This window comes from Niastella vici, from assembly GCF_002077945.1.
Classification (GTDB): Bacteria; Bacteroidota; Bacteroidia; order Chitinophagales; family Chitinophagaceae; genus Niastella; species Niastella vici.
Window position 1 is genome coordinate 486,557 of sequence record NZ_LVYD01000002.1, and the last position, 24,399, is coordinate 510,955.

The window sequence follows — 24,399 nt, forward strand, 5'->3', positions numbered from 1 at the left end:
GTTTTCTGACTTAATTCGCTGAAAACAAGTTCTCAAATCCGGATTTGAGAATAATTAGTTGTTTGAACCGATCGTTTTCAGGTATGCCGAGGGGGTTACCCCCTCTGATTGTTTAAATATGCGTTGAAAAGTAGCCTGAGAATTGAACCCGCATTCCATGGCAAGGGCCGATATGGTGAGTTGCTCAAGGCAACCGTTCCGGATCCTTAGTTTGAATTCCCCGATGCGATAGGCGTTTACCCATTCGCTAAAGCTGGTTTGCTGGTGTTGGTTCAGGACCGTAGAAATCATTTTGGCAACAACGCCGGTATGCTTTGCCACGGCTTCAAGGTTCAATTCGGGGTTCAGATACAATTTGTCATCTTCCATGCTTTTTTGAAGCAGGCTCATTATTTGCGTACTCCCCTCTTTCGTTACACGGGAAATTGTCTTTTTTGCTTTTTCGGTATTAACAGCCAGCGAAATAAAGTATCCTTTTAACCCCAGCCAATAGATCATAATAGCAATCGGGATATAAATAGGATACCAGTCAAACTTGTTTAAAAGCCAATCACTATAGGCGGGATGAATATAAGGGATCAGATAAATGAACCAGATAAGTTGAAAAGCTAAAAATATGGTAATAAACAGTTGCAGCCATTTACGTATAGCTTCTTTATCGGTATTACCAGCTGTAGTTTTTTCTTTTCGCAAAAATTTAAATGCAAGCAATACATAAATAGTAAGTGATAACCACCGCGGTATATCGGAATACATATTATAGCGATCGATAAAAAGCCCCCAGGGTTCGGGGTCATACTTTATAACTTTCATGTAAATACCGGTAAGGAAAATAATAGTTGTTAGCTGGGGAACAATATCAATGATGCCAGGCAGGAACTGAAGCCTGTGCCTGCGGGCAAGCCGGAAAGAAGGATTGAGCATTGATTGAATGTAAAAATAAATGAGGGGCCCCATGGGCATTATGATGATCAAAGGCACCACCCAGGAAATAAATCGCAATATGTGGTTGGATTCCAGCATATGATTATGAATGCAATAAAGGTTCAAACTTGCCATTGACATCAGCAAAATGAGAAAGGCCAGCATACGGTTGGAACGTTTATTGACGGTACGGCGAAAAAGGAGAATGCATAGGATCAATCCCTGTAGTGCACCCAGCAGGATAACGGTATTTAGAAAGGCTGTCACGTTTTTTTTGATTTGTATATCAAAAATAACCGCATTTTGGTATTACCGGTCAAGTACAGCGCCAATTGTTTGCTTTCTCATACAGAGGTATGATTCAGGTCATCAAATTACCGCTGTACGGCGTAAACATGGTGTTTAATCTCAGGCTACTTAAAATCAACCCCTTCCTTGACAACGATCATTGATGTTTTCGAATAGGAAGGCTAGCTTTCCTGTTAAATCGTGTTAAATGAGGTTTTGTGTTTCCCTTTTTTGGCTTTTATCAATTTCCAGTCTTTATGGGCAAACAGCCAGGGAGATCGTGCAGGCTGCTGATTCAAAAATGCGTGGCAATACTTCACAGGCTCAAATCACCATTCAAACCATTCGGGCCACCTGGTCCCGTGAAATGACTGTAAAAACCTGGATGAAAGGAACCGATCTTGCCCTGATCCTTTTACAATCACCTGCAAAAGACAAAGGGATAGTGTACCTGAAGCGTAAAAAAGAAGTCTGGAATTGGATGCCCTCGCTGGAAAAAATAATAAAACTTCCGCCATCAATGATGAGCCAGTCATGGATGGGTACTGATTTTACAAATGATGACCTGGTAAAAGAATCTTCAGTAGTAAATGATTACGATCATAGCATTGTTGGTGATACTATTATCGACGATCGCAATTGTTACATCATCCAAATGCTACCCAAACCCGAGGCGGCCGTGGTATGGGGCAAACTGCTTGTCTGTATTGATAAGAAGGACTTTCTGGAGTTACACACTCGTTTTTATGATGAAGATGGAAGCCTGGTCAATACCATGAATGCTTCTGATATAAAGACTATGGATGGAAGGCTGATACCAACCCGGTTTGAAATGATACCGGCCGGCAAGCCTAACCAGAAAACGGTGATGGTATATAAAGCGGTTATGTTCAACCGGCCCCTGGATGATGCATTTTTTACAACGGAGAAAATGAAAATATTAAATGATTAGATATGTGGATCATCAAACTGGCATGGAAAAACCTGTGGCGCAACCGGAGCCGTACACTGATCACGGTGGCTGCCATATTCTTTGCCGTGATCTTATCCACTATCGCAGAGAGTTTAAAGCAGGGTGTTTTTGAAAACCTTGTAAAAAATGTGGTAAGCTTTTATACCGGCTATATCCAGGTTCACAAATCCGGATACCAGGATGAACAAATTCTCGACAATAGTTTTGAGCAAAATCCCACGATAGAAGCCACGATTTACAGAAAAAGTAACATTAGCACTGTAACACCCCGCCTGGAAGCATTTGGGCTTGCATCCTCAGAAGACCTCACCAAAGGTTGCCTGATCACGGGCATTTCTCCCGAAAAGGAAAACAAAATCACGGCGTTGAAAAGCAGATTGGTAAGTGGGCACTATCTGGATAATGATGACCGGTCTGTACTTCTTGCAGAAGGGCTGGCCGAAAGATTGAAACTTGGCACAGGCGATACAGTTATCCTGATCGGACAGGGTTATCACGGTGCTACCGCCGCAGGAAAATACCCGGTGAAAGGTATTCTGAAATTTGGCTCGCCCCAATTGAATGATAAAGTCCTGTATATGTCTTTACCCGCAACGCAGGAGTTTTTCAGTGCCGAAGGAATGGTAACGTCTTATATCCTTTCAATCAGAACTGAAAAGGAATTAAATGCGAGCGCGGAAGCCGTTAAAAAAGCAATTGGGAAAAATTATGAAGTAATGACCTGGGAAGAACTGCTTCCAGATATAAAACAGCATATTGCCGCTGACTCTAACAACATGAAAGTAGTACAGGGCGTACTATACCTGCTGATCTGCTTCGGTATTTTCAGCACGATGCTTATGATGATGCTTGAACGAAAGTTTGAGTTGGGAATGCTGGTAGCTATAGGCATGAAAAAAAGCAGGCTGATCCTGCTGTTTATTGCAGAGTCTGTACTGACAGTACTGACTGGATGCCTTACAGGCATACTGGCAAGTGTTCCATTGATCTTTTATCTCAATAAACATCCCATTCGCATCGGTGGTGACACGGCAAAAGCTTATGAGCGGTTTGGCTTTGAAGCCATTTTTCCAACTTCAACAGACAGCTCCATATTTGTATACCAGGCGCTGGTAGTTTTGCTGATTGGTCTTGGGCTATCCCTGTATCCTATTGCAAAAGTGATGCAACTAAAGCCTGTAACGGCTATGAAAAAGTAAAAAAATGAAGGATGATACTTCTTATGGCATGGCGTAACATATGGCGAAATAAAGCACGAAGCATTGTCATTATGCTTTCCGTTGCCATTGGCCTGTTTGCAGGCATCGGCGTACTGGCGCTGTATAAAGGAATGATGAAAAGCAGGATCAGGGCAGTGATCGACTCTGAAGCCGGGCACCTTCAAATTCACCATCCCGATTTTAAAAAAGATAACCATCCTGCCTTTATACTACCCGATGCGAACGCACTGCTAAAAAAAGTGCAATCATTCCCCGCAGTAAAAATGGCAGTACCAAGGACCCTCGCGCAGGGAATGCTGGTCACCACAACGGGCAGCGCCGGGGTTCAAATCAATGGCGTAGTACCGGCGCTCGAATACAGCGCTTCACAATTAAAGCGTAAAATCATTGCCGGAGAAGGTTTTCACGAGGGAAAGAAAAACGAGATCGTCATTGGCAAAAAGCTGGCAGATAAAATGAAATTGAAGCTGGGAGCTAAACTGGTATTGACGTTTACGGATACAGCAGACAATCTCGTTTCATCGGCTTTCCGTGTGGCAGGTATCTATCAGTCAGGCAATGCACCCTTTGATGAATTGAATGTTTATGTTTCCCTAACCACATTAAACGAGTGGCTGCTCACAGGAAATTCCTTTCATCAAATTGCCGTGATCCTGAAAAACGATGATGATTTGCAAGTAATGCAGGATCAATTAAAAAAAACTTATCCATCATTGCTGGTTCAATCCTGGAAAGACCTATCACCTGAAACAGAGCTGATGGTCAAAACAGTAGATGAATATTCCTATATCATTATGATCATTATCCTGGTTGCGCTTGCTTTTGGCATTCTTAACACCATGTTGATGTCGATACTGGAGCGAACAAAGGAAATAGGGATGATGGTTGCGCTGGGAACAGCTAAAGCGAAAGTCTTTTTGCTGGTTCTCATGGAGACGGTTTTTCTTACCATAGCAGGAACACCTATCGGATTCCTGGCGGCATATATTGTTATCGGTTATTATCAGAAACATGGCCTGGATCTTTCCGGAATGGGAAAAGACATGATGGCCAGTTTCGGGTTCGAAACCACTATATATCCATCTTTCCCTTCGGAAAAACTCGTAATGATATTGGCTATGGTCATTTGTACAGCGCTGCTTTCCTGCCTGCTGCCGGCACTGAAAGCTTTGCGCCTGCAACCTGTGGAAGCATTAAGAAGATAAAAACTCAGTCTATGGAAAAAACAGTCATCGATGCGCACAACATCAGCAAGATATACAACCCCGAAACCATCCCCGTGTATGCTGTGAACAATGTTCACCTGCATTTACTGGAAGGTGAGTTCACAGCATTGGTGGGACCGTCCGGTTCAGGTAAAACTACACTTCTGAATCTGATCGGCGGATTAGACAAACCCAATGAGGGAAACATATACATCAATGGCACCGATATCACGAAACTTTCAGCAGGCAAACTCATTGACTTCCGGTTGCACAATATTGGCTTTGTGTTTCAATCTTTCAACCTCATTCCGGTTCTTACCGCCAAAGAAAATGCCGAGTTCATCATGCTGTTGCAGGGTATTAAAAAAAGCGAACGGGAAAAAAGGCTGCAACAGTTGTTTAAAGAAATTGGATTGGAAGACAAGACCGATATACGACCGTCGCAGCTTTCAGGCGGTCAGCAACAACGGGTAGCGGTGGCAAGGGCCCTGGCTTCCCGGCCCCACTTCATTTTGGCCGATGAACCTACTGCTAATCTTGATTCTGTTTCGGCTTCCAATCTGCTTGACCTGATGGAAAAACTGAACCGGGAGGAAAATATGACATTTCTTTTTTCCACCCATGACCAACGCGTTATTGAAAGAGCGCGCCGGGTTATCACGCTGGTGGATGGCCGTATTGCTTCCGATAGTGCAGCCGTGCCTACCTCCATACCTCATGAGCAGGTTGTAACATGAAAAGGTTTCTAATTATATTATCTGTTTTTTCCCCTTTATACCTGCTTGCGCAAGACAGCATGGCAAAGAAAAATGCGTGGTCGTTTTCCGGCTACCTGAAAGACCTGGAATGGGTTCGTTTTGAAAAAGGGTTTACAAACGTTGCCGCCACAAACCTGGTACACAACCGGATGAATATAAAATGGAATCCGGTGGAAAACTGGACGGCCCGGCTGGAGGTTCGAAATCGCTTATATTGGGGCGATGATGTGCGGGTACTACCAGGTTTTACGCAACAGTTACGCAATGAAAACGAAGCAGTGAATCTTTCCATAAAATGGTTCGAGGCAAAATCAGCCATCCTCCATACTAATGTAGAACGGCTTTGGCTGGAGTATAAAAAAACCAAATGGAATATCCGCGCGGGAAGGCAGCGGATCAACTGGGGTATCACTAACACCTGGAACCCAAACGATCTTTTTAATAGTTACAATTTTCTTGATTTTGATTACGAGGAGCGGCCGGGCAGTGATGCCGTCAAAGGTCAGTATCTGGTCAATGATCTTTCAAATGTAGAGATAGCGGTCGCAGGCACGGGTCATCGGCCTGTTATAGCCGCGAGGTACTTCACCAATTACCACAAATACGATCTGCAATGGAACGCCGGGGTGTACCAAAGCAGATTTACAGCCGGTTTCGGCTGGGCGGGAAGCATCAAAGATGCCGGCTTTAAAGGAGAAGCACAATTCTATGCAGATCAGAAGAATGAAATTTCCCGCCTGCTGTTGGTACTGGAAGGTGATTATATGTTTAAAAACGGATGGTATCTGTCTTCAGCTTTTTTGTACAACGAAAAAGGGATCGACCGGCCGCTGAACGATTGGACTCAACTCAAATTTCAGGCTTCACCCAGAAGCCTGATGCCTGCAAAATGGAATATACTGATAAATACTTCCAGGGAATTTTCGCCTGTCTTCAGCGGCAGTATGAACGTTGTTTATTCGCCGGGAATGAACATGCTGATTCTTTTTCCGGCATTCCGCTATAATCTGAAAACAAATTTTGACATTGATTTCGTGTGGCAATCTTTTTTTGCAGAAACTGCCCGGTTCGACGCGCTTTCGCATACAGGCTTTTTACGCTTGAGATGGAGCTTTTAACCTGAAAAGAAAGCGTGTCTTATATGACTACCGGCACCCGCTAATTCTAATGATCTTTTAATATATCCCTCAGAGAAAATAGTCTGAACTTACGATACATTAATATTTACAAGCTAATATCTTATATGACTATATTTGTTTTTACACTAATTCTTTTCATCGCATCTGCATTTGCAGGATTAATTGGATCCCTTACCGGACTGGGTGGAGGTGTGGTTCTGATACCTTTGCTGACCCTTGTGTTTAAAATAAATATTCATTATGCCATTGGCACTTCATTGATCAGTGTAATAGCCACCTCTTCAGGCGCTGCAGCAGCTTATGTAAAGGAAGGGATTACCAATATTCGCCTCGGCATGTTCCTCGAATTGGCCACTACCTCAGGTGCAATAATAGGGGCAATGACAGCCACTTTTGTTTCCACCAGTTTTATTGCTGTTACTTTTGGTGTTATTCTTCTCGTGTCAGCCATTACCTCCTTCATGAGTATCGATGAAAAAATAGATTCCGGTGCAAAGGGAAAATTTGCCAGTTTTTTAAAACTAAATAATAGTTTTCCAACAGGGGACGGCATGCGGGACTATACAGTTAAAAATGTTGCAGGTGGTTTTTTGATGATGAATATTGCGGGAATTGTGAGTGGTTTACTTGGAATCGGGTCGGGTGCTCTAAAAGTGATTGCGATGGATAGGGTCATGAGAATCCCCTTTAAGGTATCCACCACTACCAGTAATTTTATGATAGGTGTAACCGCTGCGGCCAGCGCAGGCGTATATCTTAAACGTGGATATATCGATCCGGGCCTTTCTATGCCGGTGGTATTAGGCGTTTTATTGGGAGCACTGATTGGGTCAAGAATATTATTCCGTGCCGAAACCCGAATACTCAAAGTGCTCTTCGCAATAGTGATATGTATTCTTGCCGCTGAAATGATCTATAACGGAATAAAAGGCACATTATAAAGATAAAACATGGAAAAGAAAATGATAGACGACAAACGTATTGAAATAATTATGGGCAACCTGTTGAGGTTTGGGGTATTTTTGTCTGCATTGGTAGTATGTACCGGATCGTTCATCTACCTCTTTCAGCACGGAAGTGCAACACCCCAATATCGTACCTTTGAGGGTGAACCCAAAAGACTAACGGAATTACACTCCATTCTCACATCCGCCCTCAACGGCAGGGGAAGGTCAATTATTCAATTCGGGTTGCTGCTGCTGATCAGTACTCCCATTGTCCGGATCATCTTCTCCATCATTGGTTTTATCATGGAACGCGATCTACTGTATGCTTTAATTACCCTCGTTGTTCTTGCAACGATTATGGTGGGCTTGTTTTAAATCCATAAAGATGGTCAAAAACCGGCAAGCGCAGCAGTGAACAATGGTCTATCTTTGCCTTATGACAAAACAGGAAATTAGCAGGCATTTCCCCAGCCTCGAAAAGGAACTGGTTGATGAAATGGTGGAAGTAGCAGATATTAAAACCTTTAAAGAGGGTGAAGTAGTATTGCGAACAGGACAAAATATCCGGTCTGCTATTCTGGTAATAGATGGACTGGTTAAGGTATACCGGGAAGACGAAGAAAGTTCAGAATTCTTTATGTACTACCTGGGCCCGGGTAAGGCATGCGCCATATCCCTCGTGTGTGCTTTGGGAAAAGGAACAAGCGGGCTCATGGCAAAGGCAACTACAGATGCAACTGTGATGTCTATACCGTTACCGTATGTTGATGACTGGATGGGTAAGTATAAAAGCTGGGCGCAGTTCGCTGTAAGTACCTATCGCGAAAGGTTTGAAGAACTTTTACAAACTATTGATCACGTTGCTTTCAGAAACATGGACGAGCGGCTTTTGTTTTATCTCAAAAGGCACCAGGAAAAATTTAAAACCAATATCGTTTCTATCTCATATACCGAAATTGCGCAGGACCTCAATTCATCCCGGGAAGTTATCTCAAGACTTATGAAAAAATTAGCAGAAAGAGGAATGATTAAACAACGCCGCTCAGAAGTTGAAATCATTGATTTGGGGAAAGCGTTGACGTGACCAAAATCACGTTTTACTATGCTGACATGACCCAGCTTTGCATGCAATATAAATTGCATGGAAATTTTCGGATATATAGCTGCTCTCCTGATTGGCATTTCGCTTGGGTTGATCGGCGGTGGCGGATCTATACTTACTGTTCCCGTTATGGTGTACCTGTTTGGATTACAGCCCCTGGTTGCTATGTCTTATTCGCTTTTCATTGTTGGTTCCACCAGTATTGTCGGTGCTGTCAGCAATTACAGAAAAGGACTGGTCAATGTAAAAGCAGCAATCTTTTTTGGCGCTTCATCTATAGCCACCGTCTTCCTCGTTAGGAAATATATTGTACCTGCCTTACCCAACACTATTTTAAAAATCGGGGGATTTCCTATTACGTCATCATTTATTTTGATGCTCCTCTTTGCTTTACTCATGCTGTTCGCTTCTGTAAGCATGATCCGTAAGCCCAAACAGCATTTTAAAGAAAAGGAAAATAAATCATCTATCCACTTTTTCGGGTTTATTGGTTATGGTATCATGATAGGGCTCATTACCGGATTACTTGGCGCAGGCGGTGGCTTCCTACTCATTCCAACACTCGTTTTTTTGATTGGGCTTTCTATGAAAAAAGCCATTGGCACATCTCTGTTTATCATCGCTTTAAATTCTTTAATAGGCTTCCTTGGGGACCTTGGACATATTTCGATCAACTGGGTCTTTTTACTGAAGGTAACCGGTATTGCTATTGCCGGTATATTGATAGGCGGCGCATTTAGTAAAAAAATAAAAAGTGAAAATCTAAAGAAAGGATTTGGATGGTTCATCCTTATTATGGGGGTTATCATAATTGTTAAAGAAATTTTCTCCAGCTGATCTTTTATGTGTGACCCAGATCACGATGTTTATAGTTGATTAATCAGAGATTTGCATCAGTATCTCCATACCTTAAACGAACACCTGGCTTCAGTGGATAAAAATGAAACTTATTATGTGTATTGCGCAAGTGGCTATCGCTACCAGTAACAGATAAGCAGATTTCTTACAATAATTAAAATAATTCAACTTATGATATCCTTAATAAAACAATTATTCGGTTCTAAAACAGACCTGGAAATGATATTGAAAAATGGAGCTGTCATCCTGGATGTGCGAACGAAAAATGAATATGATGCCGGCCATATCCAGCATTCCAGGCATGTGCCACTTGATATTATCAGACAACAACTAAATCAGCTGAAAAAATTAAACAAACCAATAATTACCGTTTGCAGAAGCGGCAGCCGTAGTGCTATTGCAAAAAGCCTGTTGCAAAATGCCGGCATAGAGGCATATAACGGCGGTTCATGGATCACATTCAAAAATAAATACGGAATAAAATGATAGCATACTTTAAGAGGTGGACGTTTTTCCGCTGGGTTAGGCTAATTATGGGAATTGCAATTTTTATCCGGGGTGTATCAACCGGTGAATACCTCCTTTACCTGGCCGGTGCTTTTGTAACATTTATGGCTTTTGCCAATGCAGGATGCGGCATTGAGGGATGCGCAACAAATGTCAGGCTGCCTAAAAGCAAAATATATCATGATGGTAATGTTGATAAGAAATAAATTGTTTCTGGCAAATCAAAGAAAAACCCCGACGGCGCCGTCGGGGTTTCTTTATTGCTGCGGATCTTTTTGCAATAATCGTTCTTCAATTACCTGTTGAAATACTTTTTTCGATAACGCTCCCGGTTGCATTACAGGGATTCCTTCCACCGGGATAAAAAGAAATGTTGGAATACTTTGGATACCGAATACAGCGGCAAGTTCCTGCTCCGTTTCAGTATTGACCTTGTAAATTAATAACTGCCCTTCAAATTGTTTGGACAGATCTTCCAACACAGGAGCCACCATCTTACAGGGGCCACACCAATCGGCATAGAAATCGATCATAGCCGGAATCTTTCCCTTGTATTTCCAGTCCTTTTCTACTTCATAGTTGAAAACTTTATCTTTAAAATCCTGCGTTGTCATTTGTATTGTCGCCATGTTTAAATTGTTTACTCCAAAGCTACTTTCTGCTGTTTCTCTGATTCGTGATATGAGTCACACTAAAAGCTCAAACCAAATCAAGGTAGCCAGAAGTGATAAAAGTCACGACTGAAGCAACGGCATACATTTATGTTTGGTTTTTAATCATTACATCTAATCGTCCGGAAACCGGGCTTTAAAATCATAATTATGAATTACAACATTAGCAAAAAGCTACAAATAAGTTTTCAGGAAGCTATCAATAAGGTAACAGACGAATTAAAGAAAGAAGGGTTCGGGATCATTACCGAAATTGATCTAAAAGAAAAATTTAAAGAAAAAATAGGAGTTGATTTCAGGAGATATACAATTCTGGGCGCCTGTAATCCGAAACTTGCCTATGAAGCTGTGCAACTGGAAGATAAAATCGGCGTGATGCTGCCATGCAACATCCTGGTACAGGAACATGAAAACGGCGGGGTAGAAGTGTCAGCAATCAACCCAATGAACGCTATGGACGTTGTGAATAACGAGCGCCTATCATTACTTGCCAACGAAATCGGCCAAAAGCTACAAAAAGTAATAGCTAATATTTAAAGTGAATGACAATGCACCATCCGCAAAGTTAACCCGTAGTAAAAAAGCGAACAGCAACGGTCGCCTGCTAAATAGGCGGCCTTTGCTGTTATATGAATACGACTGTACGCTATACAAGATCCATATCAATCTGTTTAGCAACCTGTAAAAAAGATGGGCATAAAGCCAGCCTTGTAGATAACTGGTTCAGTAGCGGTGAAGAGGAATACAATTCGGCAATCATCTTCAGTTTTACCAGTGAAGGAAATGTTGGCTATACCTCTGAACCTGTTACAGTCTTCTGTTACAAAGTTTTGCCCGCTGAAATTGATCCTGAACAAGCTGGGAGTTAAGGGTAGCACCTGATCGTTAAATACAAAATTCAGGTTGCATATATAATGTTTATTGAAAACCTTCATGCGGAATAAGGAATATTCAGTGGTCTTGTTTTATGAATATTAGAAGACTATTAGAATTTAATATTTTATCAGTCAATAATCCTATTTCGGGTAATTTTATTGCACTTATGCCTTCTCGACAACTTCTTCCTTTAACGAGTTGCAGGCTCTTCAAACTAACATATGTATCCTGATCTTCAGTATTTATTTGAACAGGTTTTCAAAACAAACGTCCCGTCCTTTCTGGGCCTTTTTAAAACCTTTGGTTTTTTTGTAGCATTGGCTTTTCTTGCAGCAGCGTATCTTTTACAAAAAGAATTGCGCCGTAAAGAAGCCACTGGGCTATTGCAACCTGAACTCCTGCCATTACCGAAAGCTAAAAAATATTTATCGAAAGGCGATATTACAACGAACACCCAGGACCTTGTTCCTGTATATCCGCATAAAAGAGTAGGAGAAGTTGTTCTCATTGCAGCTATAGGCGGCCTGGTAGGTGCGAAGGTTTTTAATGCATTGGAATCGTGGGATCAATTTACAGCCGATCCTATCAGCAGCCTGTTATCTGGTAGTGGCCTTACTTTTTATGGCGGTTTAATTGTGGCGGCCTTATTGATCTTTAATCATTGCAGGAAACATAAAATTAATTTCATTCATTTTTGCGATGCCATAGCTCCTGCGCTTATGCTTGGTTATGGGATTGGAAGGTTAGGTTGCCACTTTTCCGGCGACGGCGATTGGGGCATTTTTAATAGTGCTTACATAAGTGCGCCTGACGCTTCTTTGAAAGCCATCACCGCAAATGAATATAATCAGGCAATTTTAAACGCGACGGATTACTACTTAACAAATTTCGGGACTGTCACCGATGTACCGTATGCCTATGTAACGGCACCATCAGGATTGCCAACCTGGCTTTTTGCAATGAATTTCAACCATAACGTAAATAATGAAGGTATTCCTATCAGCGGTTGCGTTGGCAAGTATTGTCATATGCTTCCCATGTCAGTATTTCCAACCTCATTGTATGAAGCGGTAATTTGCATTTTTCTTTTTATACTACTCTGGTGGCTTAGAAAAAAATTAAAACCCGGAATGCACCTCTTTGGACTCTATCTTGTTCTTAACGGTCTTGAAAGGTTCTCCATAGAAAAGGTAAAAGTTAATTATCGCTATGATTGGGGCTTTATTCACCCGGCGCAATCTGAGATCATTTCAATTATTTTACTCATTACCGGACTGTTTATCATATTTTTTTATCGAAGCAGGAAATATAATATTGAGCCAACATAAAGTGATGCATTTTGTGGGAGACGTACATGCCGGTATGTATTTGCTAAGGGTCACCCTGAACACATTGATATCAATTGCAGAAGAACTTTATACTACCCCCAAACCAGATAAGATAAAGCTTTAGACACAAAGCGAGTGAATAAAAAACAATGTGTGAAATTGTATTACCCTAACCAAATCAATAATCTACTACCGACTTACATTTTTAGCCAACATTTCCTGTAGGACTGGAACAATTTGCCCACAGGGATCGTTCGGACGCCTGGAACTACATATCGTTGCCATTTCTTGATCTGCATCTATAAATTTTCTGATATATAAATTTTGATATTGGTTCAATTTGATTAATTTCACTGTCGGAATAAGCGTCTGTCTTTACTTAAACTTCACATTTCTCCTCCTTATAAAAAACATTTTTTCTTGCTGTACTCCTTTAGGATTTATAAATGATATCATCTGGGCCAATCTATTCCCCATGAATAGTAATATTCACTTATAAATACGAGGATTATGTACACAAACTTCTTCAAGGCGACATTCGCCTTACTAACGATTTCTTTTCTGCTATTTGCTTGTCAGAAAAATAAGAATGAAACCAGTGTGCCCCGGCAGCTGGCGCAAGGACTGGGAGTCAGTTTCGGCAGCACGACTGGCCCTGGTGGCGATCTGTTTGTTCCTGACGCCCAGGCGGGCGTAATATATCGCATTGACCCGAAGACTGGCGTTAGATCCGCCTTCGCCAGTGGATTACCTAAGTTGATCCCCGAGGTTGGTATTGGTGGGGTTACAGATGTTATATTCATCGGTGGTACCGCTTACGCGCTTGTTACGCTGGTTGATGATCCTACTTTTCCGACCGGCCAGGTCAACGGCATTTATCGGATTGACGGTCCGAACAGTTTTAAAGTTATTGCAGACATCGGCGCTTTCAACATAGCCCATCCTCCAACCGGCTTTGAATTCGACGTTGCAACCGGAGTGCTGTATTCGATCGACTTTTATCGCGGTGGCTTTCTTGTAACTGATGGTCACCTTAACCGGGTGCTGCACATTACACCTGATGGTGAAATCAAACTGGTTCAACAGTTTGATGATATCGTCCCCACTGGCCTGGCGGTTAAAGGCAATATGGTCTACGTCGCCCAGGCAGGTCCTGCGCCTCACCATCCTGAAGACGGGAAAGTTGTTTTATTAAATGATAAATTTTCTTCGATTACAGAAGTTGCCTCGGGAGCTCCGTTACTCGTTGATGTGGAGTTCGGCCGCGGCCAGTTGCTTTTTGCGCTGTCGCAGGGTGTTTTCGGGGGTGGTCCGAACGGTTCGCCTGCGCTGCCTAATACGGGCTCACTCGTGCTGGTTAACGCGGACCGGACATTCACCATGGTAGCCGACAAACTTGATATACCTACTTCACTTGAAATCATCGGTAACAGCGCTTACGTCGTGACACTCGAGGGTGAAGTATGGGCTATTGATAACATCGCTGATTCGCCGTTTGCACGGCCAATTTAATAACACTTCCTGCAATACCGTATCATTAGGCACCCCATTAGTGAACGTTACTGTGGTAGCGAACGTATGCCGCACAATGTGGCGTTTTAATATTGACATTAGTTGTAAACATTTGGGCTTATGTTGCCAACGTTGAATCAAGGTCATTTCAGATAAATATTTACTAACGGTTATAAGGCCACTGAATGATCTAAAAACTAACTTGATTCGTATTTGCACTACCTTAGTGGGCGTATTAAAATACATTCAACGAATAAATAAATCTCTAAATAACATTATGATTTTAATTAATCCACAGTGGCGGGGCTCAGTTTCACAGATGATTTGAAATTGGGAGCAGAGACTTTCATTTCATATTTCAAGGATAGTGACACCAAAGTTATCCCACTTTCAACGAAAGGCTTAACAACAATCGCCAACATTAAATGCTTTGAACCAATACTTGAGCAGACAAAGTTTTTCAAAGAAATAATTATTAACAGTAAACCTGATAAAATATCAACTATTGGTGGCGACTGTGGAATTGAAATCATACCTATTTCCTATCTAAACAAGATATACAAGGAAGACATTTGTATCATTTATATAGATGCACACGCAGATTTGAATACACCAGAAAGCTCCCCAAGCAAGGCATTTCACGGAATGCCACTACGAACACTTTTGGGAGAGGGGAACGAAGAATTTATTGGCTTACTGTTTTCAAGACTGAAACCAGAACAAATATGTTATGTTGGATTGAGAGACTTAGACGAGCCTGAAAGCAACTATATCATACAGCATAATATTACAACAATTACAGATTGTCAATATGAATACGTTCAAAATAAAATTAAGAATTTCAAAAATATTTACATTCATCTTGACTTAGACGTTTTAGATAAATCCGAATATGAGTTTTCAATGTTTCCGACAAACATTGGTTCTTCAGTATCTGACGTTGCTGAACTTATAAGAAAAATAAGCCGTCAATAATATCTTCATGGACTCCCCTGTGTATATTTCTCTGAATTGCGGTGTGGTGAGCCATTCCGGATATTTAAAACAAATAACGCCAGTCAGGGAAAGTAAACCAAGGAATATCGACGAATAGCCGCTTATTTTCCCTTCGCCAATTTTAAGACGCTGAACAGGTGTACTCATATTAATACATTCAATATGTTGAATTGGGAAATTATGTAATTAAACTTAAACTCCCGGTGGACTGCTTTTATTGTAAATTGTCTATAAGCTGGCATTAGTAGCTAAAAAGCGCACAAAAAAAGCGCTGAAATTCAGCGCTTTATAAGTTAAGATTTTAATGCGGAGAGAGAAGAATGACCCCACCCTACCCCTTATTGTTAGTCAGTTCTCACATCATTACATTTTGCTTGTTTAACCTGCTGCTAATAGTACAGGGAGCTACCAATATGCAATTGGTAGCTTTTCCTTTTTGCTCAAGCCCAATTTGATTAAAAGATTGCTTTAGTGATAAAGTTTGACTACTCAACATTTTGACTGCTAACTCATTTACAGTCGCCTTGCTCACAGGATCTACAGGATCTACAGGATTGTTTGAGTCCTTCAACCTGTAACAGTTTGCATTTATAACAAATAAAATTGGTAGTACGATGTGAATTTTATTCTTTTTGCAATATGCAACATAGCGCTTATCCCATATCTTTAGCGGGTCAGCAAGCAGGCTTTCAATGCGCCTTTTATAAACGGAATTTAAATTGCCTGAAATAAATGTGGACATCGATCCCGATGAGAAACTAATTTCCAGAAAATGAATTCCGGTATAGCAGGTGTCTACAAAAGATTCGGAGTAAAATTGACGTTGTAAATATGTTGCCAGGACTGTGTCAGCTGGTTCAACCGTTTGTTTTTGCTGAGCCAGGGAGGCTACAGCAATTAAATTCAAAATAAAGAACAAATAAACTTTCATGAAATACTATTAAGGGTTACGGGCTTCTAAATCCTTCATTAACGTTAGCTAATGGTAAATTTGGATTTAGTAATTATATCGAACAACCATAATAGCAAATATTTGGCCATTTTTTAATAAGTTCCTTAGAATACCCCTTCAAGATCAGATATTTTATGCATTACGAAACTTTACCAGGGGATTTTACGAAGAGGAAAGCTTACAGTAGTTTACCATGCACTTACAAGTGTATAACCCAAATACTGATTATTGTGATACTAAAGTGGGCCAATAACCGGACTGCTGCTCAGAAACCCTTTTACAAAAAGACTTTTCGGCTTACCAGGCTTCGGATGCCGCATTTTGATATAACTATGTCGCATTTTGATTCAACTTTTCGACTTACCCGACCATCTTTAGAGCATTGCAGCCCCGGGTTGGGTCATACCTGAATGGAATTTCATCATACCAGACTCGATTTTCATCATACCCGAATGGATTTTCATCATCCCAGGCAAAGATTGGGCTATACCTCCCTTTGTTATGGTCCAATCTTAGGCCGGAACGGCGAATTCGTAGCCAATGACACCACAATGTTGCTTACTGACGCTCCATAATGAGATCTGGATACAACATAATGAATGTCGGATACACTATAGTGATACCGGGATATAATATTGTTAGTACTGAAAATTGGATACCTACTTCCGAATGATCTATAGTAACGTGCCAACTGAATTTTTTAGGAACCTTCCCTCTCATATCATTTCCATGTATAATGATTGTTCGGATACACCCAGGAATTCAACCTGATCCCCAACTTTTCAACCCGATCCATCCATTTGTTGTCAACAGTTATCTTTTGAAATATAGCGGTCGTAAAAAACACCATTCCCTTTCGCGTCAAGCCTCCCCACAATTACCATCTCTGAACTGTTTGATAAGTCAAACTTTGGTCGCAGGTGAATGTGCTCTCTTGCGCCTATTGGAAGTTCGTCAACATTATCCTGGTTGAGGTCGGCTATCTTTATTAAAAGTTTAGCAAATGATTTTAGTCCGTCAGGATCACCGTGAATTAATATTTCCTTCCACCGCATTTTTTCACCATTTAATTCGTCCTCGTTTTCAGTTACAAATATGTCCAGGTGCCCAGTAATTTCTGATTTGAATTTTTTCATTGTCCTAAGTCGAATAATTTGAATTAAATGATATTCTTCAGCCAACAGCAGAAAACTGCTACGATGCCACAATACGTGCCGCTGACCGGGGCAATGGACCCAGGGGGTCATTTTGTATTTTCGCGCAAGACGAATTGACTCCCAATGTCCGATCCTCGAAAGCTTGAAACCGCCTTATAGATTTACAGCCAGCTTCGCGAATAGGCGCATGCCGTTATAACCCATTTGCACGGCGTCCCATGGGCCGCCTGTTTCACCGTCATATGCCTGGGCATTGGCGCCGGGTACGATCCCCAGATCGGGATGCACATTGAAGATATTGTCCACTCCCCAGAAAAGGCTGACTGTTTTGGAGAACCTGTAAGAAAAGAACAAGTCAGAAACCACTTTACCATTGTAGTTAAAGATCTCAGGCACCAGCGGGCCGGATTGATCCGCTCCCAGGTTGACAACAGGCGTGATCCCCGTTCCTATCAGATCGGGGTCGCCCTGCTTCCCTGTCCCTGTCAATGAATTTTCTCCTGAATAGCCATATCCTTCCAGCCTGATCTTTCCAAAGTAGGTGAAATGGGTGCCTGCCGTAAATTTATTGACATCGTACTGCAGGTTGAGGCTGATCTTGGCGGGTGGAGCCGAGGCCTTTACAAAGTATTGTTCCCTTCCGCTGAAAAAGGTCTGCTGATGCAGATAAGTATCATTCAGCTTCGCAGGCACGTTGACCTTGTCGATATTCATGTGCTGAAGATTTCCAGCAAGCAGAACGCTGAGTTTGTTCCTGCCCCAATTCTGTTTCCAATCTGCCACTACATCCAGCCCGTAATTCGAGGTATTGACGGCATTGGCGAAAAATTGCGCGCTATTGACCTTCAATGCCTGGAGCGTATTGGTTAGATTGGAATTGAGCGTAGCGTCTGTTGCCTGGAACGTACCGGAAAGGACGACCCTGTTCGTGATCTTCACGAAGTACCCGTCTATGGTCAGGGTAAAGTTATTCACCGGCTTCCAGGTACCGCCCATGCTGGCATTCACCGATTTCTCCTGCTTAAGATCCGGGATGCCTGCCGCCCGGGTTATGGGGCTATAGTTTGGCGCGATTTTCACCAGCGATGGAACACCTGCAACCACATTACTTTCTGTATTGCTGAAATTGATCTGCTGCAGGGAAGGGGCGCGGTAGCCCGTGCTCACGGAGCCCCGGAGGTTGACGTTGTTGGACAGCTTGACACGTGTGGCCAGTTTATAGGTATTGACGAATCCAAAGTCCGAATAGTTCTCCAGCCTAACGGCGCCGTCCACCAGCCAGGACTTTGTAATGTCAATGGCTACATCCGCATAACCTGCTACGTTGGAACGGTTGGCCTTGTGCACATCCGACGGCTGAAAACCGGGAAAACCCTGCGCGCCTGTAGCGGGATAGGTAGTATCTCCGTTCGGATAGGCGACGGGTTGGGTGCTGTAATTCGCGTAAGAGGCTTCTTCTCCTTTGTAGATCGCATACTGCTCATACCGGAATTCAGCGCCAAAGGCAAGGGTCATTCCTTCTGCAACGTCTTTGTATCGCTTATCGAGATCAAGGTTGGTCGTGTTCTGGAAAAAATAGAATCCGCCGTCATCGAAATGGTTTTTGGTTGCGCCGGCCGCTCCGAGCGAGGAATTGAAGGTTCCGTCACCGTAGTAATGGAAATTATTGCCTCCTGCCGTATTGCTGATGTCCCAATTCCACTCATCGGCTGTTCCCTTGAAGCCGACCGCCAAAGATGCGTCGGTTATATGGACGTCTTCGATGGGATTGTAATAGATATCAGCAGCCGAATTAATATTCACAGGACTGGTATAGGAGATAGAGGCAGGGCCGGAAAAATGCATGATACCCGGTACGAAGATCAGGTTTCCATTGCCATCGTTGGGGAACCGCTCCGGATGCCCGGTGAAATTCCTGGAGTAAGCATAGGCATTGGAGTTTTTATAATTGTACCCGCCAAATGCATAGAAGCTGGTTGTGCCGGTGAGGGGGATCTCTGAATTAAGCATGAGCCCGCCCGAAGTGACGGAGGCGTCGCCCATGGCCCTGCGCACGTTGTTAACAGGGAGTGCTTTCGAATTTGAAAATATAGTGGTGTCCGGCACCTGACGAAAGGTCTTACCCTGGCTCAGGAAGTTAAGGGAATAATTGAGGAATCCTTTATTAGGGCCTATAGAAAATCCGTGGTTAAGTCCAAATGTGAATGTTTGCCCGTCAAACCAGTTTCCCTTGACATATTGACTAGGTTGAACGCTGTTGAGAGAATTGTATTTATGGTCATAATAGGCGGAATAGCCGGCGGTCACAGCAAGGTGGTTTACATCCCTTTTCAAAATGATATTCATTACCCCTGCTATGGCGTCGGACCCGTATTGCGCGGAGGCGCCGTCCCGTAGGATCTCGACTCTGTCGATCGATGCCTCCGGGATGGCGTTCAGGTCGGTTCCTGAATTGCCCCGGCCGCGCGTGCCGAACAATGCTACGAATGCAGTCTGATGGCGGCGTTTGCCATTGATGAGAACCAGCGTTTGATCGGGTCCCAGGCCCCGAAGGGTTGCGAGGTCGATGGCATCGGCGCCGTCACCCCCGCTTTGCTTATTGTAATTGAAAGATGGTGCTGTCATATTAAGCAGGGAGGTCAGCTCCATTTTACCCGTCGGCAGACCCACTTGATTCACTTTGATGACATCCACCGGAACAGGTGTTTCCGTTTTAGCCCTTCCGGCACCACGGTTTCCCACCAGGACGATATCCGACAAAGTGGTGGAGGCGGGTTGGAGGGCGATCGTAACCTCGGATTGGCCGTTGAGCGGGAAGGATTGCGGGCTGTACCCGATGAAACTTATTTCCAAAATATCATTGGCCGCCCCTACCTGGACATTAAAAACACCATCGTTGTTCGTAGAAGTCCCCGCTTTGCCGATGCGGCTCTTTACTGTGGCGCCCGCTAGCGGAGTTCCTGTTTTCGCATCCACAACTTTGCCGGTGATCATTTTCTGGGCATATAGCAGGCAGGAGGATAGCACAAGGCATATCAGCAGCAGTGTTTTTCTCATAATTACAAGTAATTGTTAGCGTTAAGTTAACTATATTCAAAGAAGTAAAAAAACTAACTCCAGCGTGCGACGAACTTCGTGAACCCTGGCTTGCAAGGTGGCTGGGTATCTACTGAGCACAGAGGCAGGGGTTCTTAGTCCTTCTCTGAGTGTGTTTTCAATACACTGGATGGTGACAGGTTTCTCCCGCTTCTGAATACATAAATATATGCCTGATACCGGGAGGTTCTCCCCTATCTAATTGTTGTTTGACGATACCATTATTTTAATACTTCTTTCAGGCTGCTAAGCTGACCGATAAAGCTCTGCTGTGCGAAATCGCCAGGTTTTGTATTTTAGCCATTCAATTTGACCACTTTGACAAAAATTACTTTCGAACAGGCAAGAATAATAGCAGAGCAACAAATTAAAGCATTATCCCATGGCGACATAGAGTTAGTGATTTTAGAATCTGAAACCGTAGAAAAGTGGTATGGATGGATATTTTGTTATACTTCAAAAAAGTTTATAGAAACTGGCGATATGAAGTACGCTGTGGCCGGCAATTGTCCCCTATTTATTTCAAAATTAAGCGGTGAAATTGCCACGTATTTTACGTCCTATTCACTCGAATCCATGACTGAAATCCATGAAGAAGAATTTAAGCTGTGGCAGCTTCATTTAGACCATGACATATATGATAATACCCAGCTCCTGGCATCTCTAAAAAAATGCATGAATTTAACCATGGCAGACGTCGTTAAATTAAAATCGAACTACTCATTATTAATAGATGCCGGCTCGTACAACCGGCTGTTAACGGCTCAAGAAAAGTTAGCCGAATTCAACATAAAATGCTCCATCAGAAAAGCACTTGATCTTTAGAAATATTGAGTAAGGCACGTTACCGTTATCAATTCCAGGCATATTTCTGCTAACCGTCTGTTAAAAGACATTTAACGCTTTAAAAAATCACACTACCAAATTAGTAACGCCATGAAGGTATTGCAAGACATAGATGATATTTCATATAATAATGACGACTACGACTACCAACCACTACTAACTATTAAATTAGATCAGGCTCACTCTCAGACCTTCACTCAAGAATTAATCAACGAGATTGTGCTATGGAAGATTAATCGCTATGCACAAATTAATCCTGAAACTTTAGAATCGTTAAACTCGGAGGTTTTAAAAAACAACATTTTAGATACAGAATTTACCAGGCATATATTAAAAGCACTTTTGAAAACGCCCGGCATTCGTCTGCCAATGGCATCAACAATACTAAGATTTCGCAACCCAAATGTTTATCAGATAATTGATCAACGCGCCTACAGAATTCTGTATGGTTCGGAGTTAAGGTCAACTGATCCAAGAAATGACAAGGTGATTGATCAACAAATTTTGCATTATTTAAACTATCTAGAAAAATTGAGAATTACAGCTGGTGAACGCTCCTGGTCATTTTCAGAAATGGACCGCATACTCTATATGCTTGACCTAAAACATAACAAGAATATCCCTATTAAAACTTAAAGCGAATCTAAGTTTTTGAAGACAGTATCGATTTCACCTAAATGATACAGCATAGTTAAATTAAATCAACCTTGCGCTGCCGCTTTCTTATTTTTATTCGATTTGCTTTTTTGCTCCTCCTTTTCCTCTCTCAACCTAAGTTTATAAATATCACTACTTAAAGGAATTCCCGAACTTGCTCTTTGTTTTTTAGAAAGACATTCCCCGCTTTCAAAAACACCTTGGCCTATATTTCTATACTTTTTAGGAAGCCTGCCTAGCGAGCTTCTTTGAAACACCCATCCCGAGCTTCTCAGATATTTATATACAGCATAATTAATTACATAGTCTATCTCTTCAAAATACCGTCCCACATCAGTAAACAAATAAGTTGAAATCCAACCATCATGCGAATTTCTTAATTTCGTTAAAAGCTTTGTCACATCAAACCCCCATTAGTAAGCGTTACAGTAGTTGCGAACGTATGCCGGGCAATGTGGTAAGTAAGCGTTTTTTGTATTCCGCATCAGCTATTTCCTTCAGGTAAGCATTCATCTTCTGGTTGCTCAGTATGGGCAGCACCAGGTCTTTTTCCTGGCAGTGTTGGTGGTCTTTGTACTTGCTAATAATTGTAAGGGCAGCGGATAATAAGGGTATGCGGGCAGAGATATCTGTTTTCTGCCTTGGGCTAACCAGCCACTGTTCGCCATCAACACCGATTATGATCTCGGAGCGTTTGAGCTTCTTTACATCGGCGTAGGCCAGGCCGGTATAACAACTGAACAGGAAAATATCGCCCACCACTCGCAGGCGGTCGGTGGGAAATTGTTGGGCAACCAGGGTTTGCAATTCTTTTTCTGTTAGGGCTATTCGTTCCACTTCCCGCAGAGTCATTTTGAAATTGGCAAACGGGTCCTGCGCCAGCCAGCCATGCCGCACACACCGGTTGATCACCTTCCGGAAATTGGTCAGGTACTTTATGGTGGAGTTGTGGTTGCACTTCCGTACACTCTTAATCCAAAACTCGTATTCGCTTATAAACTCATAGTCCAGCTTACTGATATCAATATCGTCTTCCTTGTACTTCCCCATTGCAAAAAGGATAATGTATCCCGGTAAGCAGTTTGAAACCGTTCCATGGTACCGGGTGCATATTCCAGACCTACCAACTCCGCCATCTGGTCATTATGCTTTTTAAACACTTGCATCAACATGTACTTATGCGTCTGGATTTCCTGCCCATGAAAAACGGTTTTAATATTCTCGGCAGTTACCGGATAACCATTATGTAGCAATTGCTTCCGGGCCTCATACACTTTCCGCTGTAACAGGTCCAGGTAAGAATTGAGGGACTATACGTTCTCCGTTTTGCCTTCTGCCCTAGAATCGGAATTCCATTTTGCCGGGTCCTACTTCCGTTTGGTACTTATTTCGCGACTAATCTTATCCACTGTTACGCACAGGTAAATTGGCAATTCGCCCACGCCCTTGTAATTCCTGGTGCTTTTGAGGTGAAAGAACAAACCGAAACTCTTTTCCATAAATGACGCTTCATTTAATAGTTTAAAATTACCCCAATGGGGCAGTTAAAAATCGAGTTCAGTTCTTACAAAGTGTTAATAAACAGCGTCTTGAGTTAAGTTTCTGGAGTCTTTATAAAATCCGGTATGACTCCACGGATGACTCCGAAAAACTACATCCATAAAGTGCAGTAAAATCAGGTATGCCTAAAAAGCAAAAAACCTGCAAATCATTGATTTTGCAGGTTTTATTACTTTAAGTTTTATCTCAATTAACTGAGGCTAGCGGGCTGTAGGTTACAACTTTCGAACCGGTTTATTGAGGAGCTCAATAATATTATAGATTTCCACAATGAGTATTTGATAAAAATTCAATCATTAACTTGAAAAAGACATATCTGTCGGTGATGGGGATTGTGTTCGAACAAAAAGGGTATTTCAAAGAAAATTTTACTGAAAATTATAAAATCCGCCGGATGTCTAAGCTAACCGAACCTGAGCTCGTCTTGGCTCAGCCGGGCCATGTCTGGGAATATTCATTTAAATATAATGTTAGTGGGTTGGTTGACCAGACATTCAAATATTCAGGTTTGCCCCGCTTTAATTTCTTTTCACGGATTAATGCTGATCGTTTATCCGGATGCTCTTCGACATATATCAACCCATTTACTCCTTTTGACTATCGGGCTACGAGGCAGGAAGACCTACGTCCCCTGAATATGCGACTATTCTCTTGCCTGATACCCTTATTTAAAAGAAACATGGTACTTATTAGAATATGACAAAGTTTGTGAATGACAAAACGCATACGTGAACATCGTATTGGCAGGTGAGGAAACAGGTAGCAGTAAAATCCTCCGGTAATTAAGTAACAAATAAAAAGATATTGCCGCAATGGGGGCCGACATG

The 24,399-nt window shown here is 42.3% G+C and carries 25 protein-coding genes; 17 read left to right on the forward strand and 8 right to left on the reverse strand.

Annotation, left to right across the window (positions count from 1 at the left end):
* Nucleotides 1-54: 54 nt before the first annotated feature.
* A complete protein-coding gene (locus A3860_RS05295) occupies nucleotides 55-1,191 on the reverse strand; it encodes a helix-turn-helix transcriptional regulator (protein WP_143773952.1) in 1,137 nt (378 codons plus the stop codon).
* Nucleotides 1,192-1,420: 229 nt separating this feature from the next.
* On the opposite strand from A3860_RS05295, the gene A3860_RS05300 reads away from it, so the two are divergent.
* The 11 genes from A3860_RS05300 (at nucleotide 1,421) to A3860_RS05350 (ending at nucleotide 10,127) form a co-directional block, all read left to right on the forward strand.
* Nucleotides 1,421-2,164 carry an outer membrane lipoprotein-sorting protein gene (locus A3860_RS05300; RefSeq protein ID WP_081145504.1) on the forward strand — a complete coding sequence of 248 codons (744 nt, stop codon included), beginning with the start codon at nucleotides 1,421-1,423 and terminating at the stop codon, nucleotides 2,162-2,164.
* A 2-nt stretch (nucleotides 2,165-2,166) separates the two neighbouring features.
* Nucleotides 2,167-3,384 (forward strand): ABC transporter permease, encoded by a 1,218-nt coding sequence (locus A3860_RS05305; RefSeq protein WP_081145505.1) that lies wholly within the window; start codon nucleotides 2,167-2,169, stop codon nucleotides 3,382-3,384.
* Nucleotides 3,385-3,395: 11 nt separating this feature from the next.
* On the forward strand, nucleotides 3,396-4,610 hold the full coding sequence (locus tag A3860_RS05310; RefSeq protein WP_081145506.1) for an ABC transporter permease: 1,215 nt from the start codon (nucleotides 3,396-3,398) through the stop codon (nucleotides 4,608-4,610).
* 11 nt (nucleotides 4,611-4,621) lie between these two features.
* Nucleotides 4,622-5,347 (forward strand): ABC transporter ATP-binding protein, encoded by a 726-nt coding sequence (locus A3860_RS05315; protein ID WP_081145507.1) that lies wholly within the window; start codon nucleotides 4,622-4,624, stop codon nucleotides 5,345-5,347.
* Complete coding sequence (locus tag A3860_RS05320; protein WP_081145508.1) at nucleotides 5,344-6,486, forward strand: hypothetical protein; 1,143 nt, start codon at nucleotides 5,344-5,346, stop codon at nucleotides 6,484-6,486. The genes A3860_RS05315 and A3860_RS05320 overlap by 4 nt, the downstream gene beginning before the upstream one ends.
* 125 nt (nucleotides 6,487-6,611) lie before the next feature.
* Entirely contained in the window at nucleotides 6,612-7,448 is an 837-nt protein-coding gene (locus A3860_RS05325; RefSeq protein ID WP_081145509.1) for a sulfite exporter TauE/SafE family protein, read from the forward strand.
* Nucleotides 7,449-7,457: 9 nt separating this feature from the next.
* Nucleotides 7,458-7,829, forward strand: a complete 372-nt coding sequence (locus A3860_RS05330) for a DUF1634 domain-containing protein (RefSeq protein ID WP_081145510.1) — start codon at nucleotides 7,458-7,460, stop codon at nucleotides 7,827-7,829.
* 61 nt (nucleotides 7,830-7,890) lie between these two features.
* Nucleotides 7,891-8,538: a Crp/Fnr family transcriptional regulator gene (locus A3860_RS05335; protein ID WP_081145511.1), complete on the forward strand. Its 648-nt coding sequence runs from the start codon at nucleotides 7,891-7,893 to the stop codon at nucleotides 8,536-8,538.
* Nucleotides 8,539-8,595: 57 nt separating this feature from the next.
* A complete protein-coding gene (locus A3860_RS05340; RefSeq protein ID WP_081145512.1) occupies nucleotides 8,596-9,393 on the forward strand; it encodes a sulfite exporter TauE/SafE family protein in 798 nt (265 codons plus the stop codon).
* A gap of 192 nt (nucleotides 9,394-9,585) precedes the next feature.
* A complete protein-coding gene (locus A3860_RS05345) occupies nucleotides 9,586-9,900 on the forward strand; it encodes a rhodanese-like domain-containing protein (RefSeq protein WP_081145513.1) in 315 nt (104 codons plus the stop codon).
* Nucleotides 9,901-9,947: 47 nt separating this feature from the next.
* Nucleotides 9,948-10,127 (forward strand): hypothetical protein, encoded by a 180-nt coding sequence (locus A3860_RS05350; protein ID WP_143773953.1) that lies wholly within the window; start codon nucleotides 9,948-9,950, stop codon nucleotides 10,125-10,127.
* A 51-nt stretch (nucleotides 10,128-10,178) separates the two neighbouring features.
* Here A3860_RS05350 and A3860_RS05355 read toward each other — a convergent pair whose 3' ends face one another.
* Complete coding sequence (locus tag A3860_RS05355; RefSeq protein WP_081145515.1) at nucleotides 10,179-10,550, reverse strand: thioredoxin family protein; 372 nt, start codon at nucleotides 10,548-10,550, stop codon at nucleotides 10,179-10,181.
* A gap of 192 nt (nucleotides 10,551-10,742) precedes the next feature.
* Here A3860_RS05355 and A3860_RS05360 point away from each other — a divergent pair, with 192 nt between their 5' ends.
* From A3860_RS05360 to A3860_RS05380, 4 genes are all read left to right on the forward strand, one after another.
* The gene (locus tag A3860_RS05360; protein ID WP_081145516.1) at nucleotides 10,743-11,129 is read left to right on the forward strand and encodes a DUF302 domain-containing protein; all 387 of its coding nucleotides are present in this window, start codon (nucleotides 10,743-10,745) and stop codon (nucleotides 11,127-11,129) included.
* A 560-nt stretch (nucleotides 11,130-11,689) separates the two neighbouring features.
* Nucleotides 11,690-12,796 carry a prolipoprotein diacylglyceryl transferase gene (locus tag A3860_RS05370; RefSeq protein ID WP_081145518.1) on the forward strand — a complete coding sequence of 369 codons (1,107 nt, stop codon included), beginning with the start codon at nucleotides 11,690-11,692 and terminating at the stop codon, nucleotides 12,794-12,796.
* Between the two features lie 510 nt (nucleotides 12,797-13,306).
* Entirely contained in the window at nucleotides 13,307-14,308 is a 1,002-nt protein-coding gene (locus tag A3860_RS05375; RefSeq protein WP_081145519.1) for a ScyD/ScyE family protein, read from the forward strand.
* 297 nt (nucleotides 14,309-14,605) lie between these two features.
* Nucleotides 14,606-15,283 carry an arginase family protein gene (locus A3860_RS05380; RefSeq protein WP_081145520.1) on the forward strand — a complete coding sequence of 226 codons (678 nt, stop codon included), beginning with the start codon at nucleotides 14,606-14,608 and terminating at the stop codon, nucleotides 15,281-15,283.
* Nucleotides 15,284-15,659: 376 nt separating this feature from the next.
* Here A3860_RS05380 and A3860_RS05385 read toward each other — a convergent pair whose 3' ends face one another.
* The 3 genes from A3860_RS05385 to A3860_RS05395 form a co-directional block, all read right to left on the reverse strand.
* A complete protein-coding gene (locus A3860_RS05385; protein WP_081145521.1) occupies nucleotides 15,660-16,235 on the reverse strand; it encodes a hypothetical protein in 576 nt (191 codons plus the stop codon).
* A gap of 827 nt (nucleotides 16,236-17,062) precedes the next feature.
* Nucleotides 17,063-17,392, reverse strand: coding sequence for an Imm32 family immunity protein (locus tag A3860_RS05390; RefSeq protein ID WP_081145522.1), 330 nt, complete (start codon nucleotides 17,390-17,392; stop codon nucleotides 17,063-17,065).
* Nucleotides 17,393-17,566: 174 nt separating this feature from the next.
* Nucleotides 17,567-20,440, reverse strand: coding sequence for a TonB-dependent receptor (locus A3860_RS05395; RefSeq protein WP_158085142.1), 2,874 nt, complete (start codon nucleotides 20,438-20,440; stop codon nucleotides 17,567-17,569).
* Nucleotides 20,441-20,827: 387 nt separating this feature from the next.
* On the opposite strand from A3860_RS05395, the gene A3860_RS05400 reads away from it, so the two are divergent.
* Together A3860_RS05400 and A3860_RS05405 are read left to right on the forward strand one after the other, a co-directional pair.
* Entirely contained in the window at nucleotides 20,828-21,334 is a 507-nt protein-coding gene (locus A3860_RS05400) for a YrhB domain-containing protein (protein WP_158085143.1), read from the forward strand.
* A 111-nt stretch (nucleotides 21,335-21,445) separates the two neighbouring features.
* The gene (locus A3860_RS05405; protein ID WP_081145525.1) at nucleotides 21,446-21,991 is read left to right on the forward strand and encodes a hypothetical protein; all 546 of its coding nucleotides are present in this window, start codon (nucleotides 21,446-21,448) and stop codon (nucleotides 21,989-21,991) included.
* Nucleotides 21,992-22,056: 65 nt separating this feature from the next.
* On the opposite strand, the gene A3860_RS05410 is transcribed toward A3860_RS05405, so the two are convergent.
* The 3 genes from A3860_RS05410 to A3860_RS42055 all read right to left on the reverse strand — a co-directional run bounded on the left by A3860_RS05410 (nucleotide 22,057) and on the right by A3860_RS42055 (nucleotide 23,511).
* On the reverse strand, nucleotides 22,057-22,413 hold the full coding sequence (locus A3860_RS05410; RefSeq protein WP_081145526.1) for a hypothetical protein: 357 nt from the start codon (nucleotides 22,411-22,413) through the stop codon (nucleotides 22,057-22,059).
* Nucleotides 22,414-22,435: 22 nt separating this feature from the next.
* The gene (locus tag A3860_RS41600) at nucleotides 22,436-23,062 is read right to left on the reverse strand and encodes a site-specific integrase (RefSeq protein WP_216823384.1); all 627 of its coding nucleotides are present in this window, start codon (nucleotides 23,060-23,062) and stop codon (nucleotides 22,436-22,438) included.
* A gap of 317 nt (nucleotides 23,063-23,379) precedes the next feature.
* Nucleotides 23,380-23,511, reverse strand: a complete 132-nt coding sequence (locus A3860_RS42055; protein ID WP_262497282.1) for a hypothetical protein — start codon at nucleotides 23,509-23,511, stop codon at nucleotides 23,380-23,382.
* Between the last annotated feature and the right edge of the window lie 888 nt (nucleotides 23,512-24,399).

Excerpts from the sequence above, each read along its gene's own strand:
- A3860_RS05300 (WP_081145504.1), top strand. The coding sequence starts at position 1,421 with ATGAGGTTTTGTGTTTCCCTTTTTTGGCTTTTATCAATTTCCAGTCTT.
- A3860_RS05305 (WP_081145505.1), top strand. The coding sequence starts at position 2,167 with ATGTGGATCATCAAACTGGCATGGAAAAACCTGTGGCGCAACCGGAGC.
- A3860_RS05310 (WP_081145506.1), top strand. The coding sequence starts at position 3,396 with ATGATACTTCTTATGGCATGGCGTAACATATGGCGAAATAAAGCACGA.
- A3860_RS05315 (WP_081145507.1), top strand. The coding sequence starts at position 4,622 with ATGGAAAAAACAGTCATCGATGCGCACAACATCAGCAAGATATACAAC.
- A3860_RS05320 (WP_081145508.1), top strand. The coding sequence starts at position 5,344 with ATGAAAAGGTTTCTAATTATATTATCTGTTTTTTCCCCTTTATACCTG.
- A3860_RS05325 (WP_081145509.1), top strand. The coding sequence starts at position 6,612 with ATGACTATATTTGTTTTTACACTAATTCTTTTCATCGCATCTGCATTT.
- A3860_RS05330 (WP_081145510.1), top strand. The coding sequence starts at position 7,458 with ATGGAAAAGAAAATGATAGACGACAAACGTATTGAAATAATTATGGGC.
- A3860_RS05335 (WP_081145511.1), top strand. The coding sequence starts at position 7,891 with ATGACAAAACAGGAAATTAGCAGGCATTTCCCCAGCCTCGAAAAGGAA.
- A3860_RS05340 (WP_081145512.1), top strand. The coding sequence starts at position 8,596 with ATGGAAATTTTCGGATATATAGCTGCTCTCCTGATTGGCATTTCGCTT.
- A3860_RS05345 (WP_081145513.1), top strand. The coding sequence starts at position 9,586 with ATGATATCCTTAATAAAACAATTATTCGGTTCTAAAACAGACCTGGAA.
- A3860_RS05350 (WP_143773953.1), top strand. The coding sequence starts at position 9,948 with ATGGGAATTGCAATTTTTATCCGGGGTGTATCAACCGGTGAATACCTC.
- A3860_RS05355 (WP_081145515.1), bottom strand. The coding sequence starts at position 10,550 with ATGGCGACAATACAAATGACAACGCAGGATTTTAAAGATAAAGTTTTC.
- A3860_RS05360 (WP_081145516.1), top strand. The coding sequence starts at position 10,743 with ATGAATTACAACATTAGCAAAAAGCTACAAATAAGTTTTCAGGAAGCT.
- A3860_RS05370 (WP_081145518.1), top strand. The coding sequence starts at position 11,690 with ATGTATCCTGATCTTCAGTATTTATTTGAACAGGTTTTCAAAACAAAC.
- A3860_RS05375 (WP_081145519.1), top strand. The coding sequence starts at position 13,307 with ATGTACACAAACTTCTTCAAGGCGACATTCGCCTTACTAACGATTTCT.
- A3860_RS05385 (WP_081145521.1), bottom strand. The coding sequence starts at position 16,235 with ATGAAAGTTTATTTGTTCTTTATTTTGAATTTAATTGCTGTAGCCTCC.
- A3860_RS05390 (WP_081145522.1), bottom strand. The coding sequence starts at position 17,392 with ATGAAAAAATTCAAATCAGAAATTACTGGGCACCTGGACATATTTGTA.
- A3860_RS05405 (WP_081145525.1), top strand. The coding sequence starts at position 21,446 with ATGAAGGTATTGCAAGACATAGATGATATTTCATATAATAATGACGAC.
- A3860_RS41600 (WP_216823384.1), bottom strand. The coding sequence starts at position 23,062 with ATGGGGAAGTACAAGGAAGACGATATTGATATCAGTAAGCTGGACTAT.
- A3860_RS42055 (WP_262497282.1), bottom strand. The coding sequence starts at position 23,511 with ATGGAAAAGAGTTTCGGTTTGTTCTTTCACCTCAAAAGCACCAGGAAT.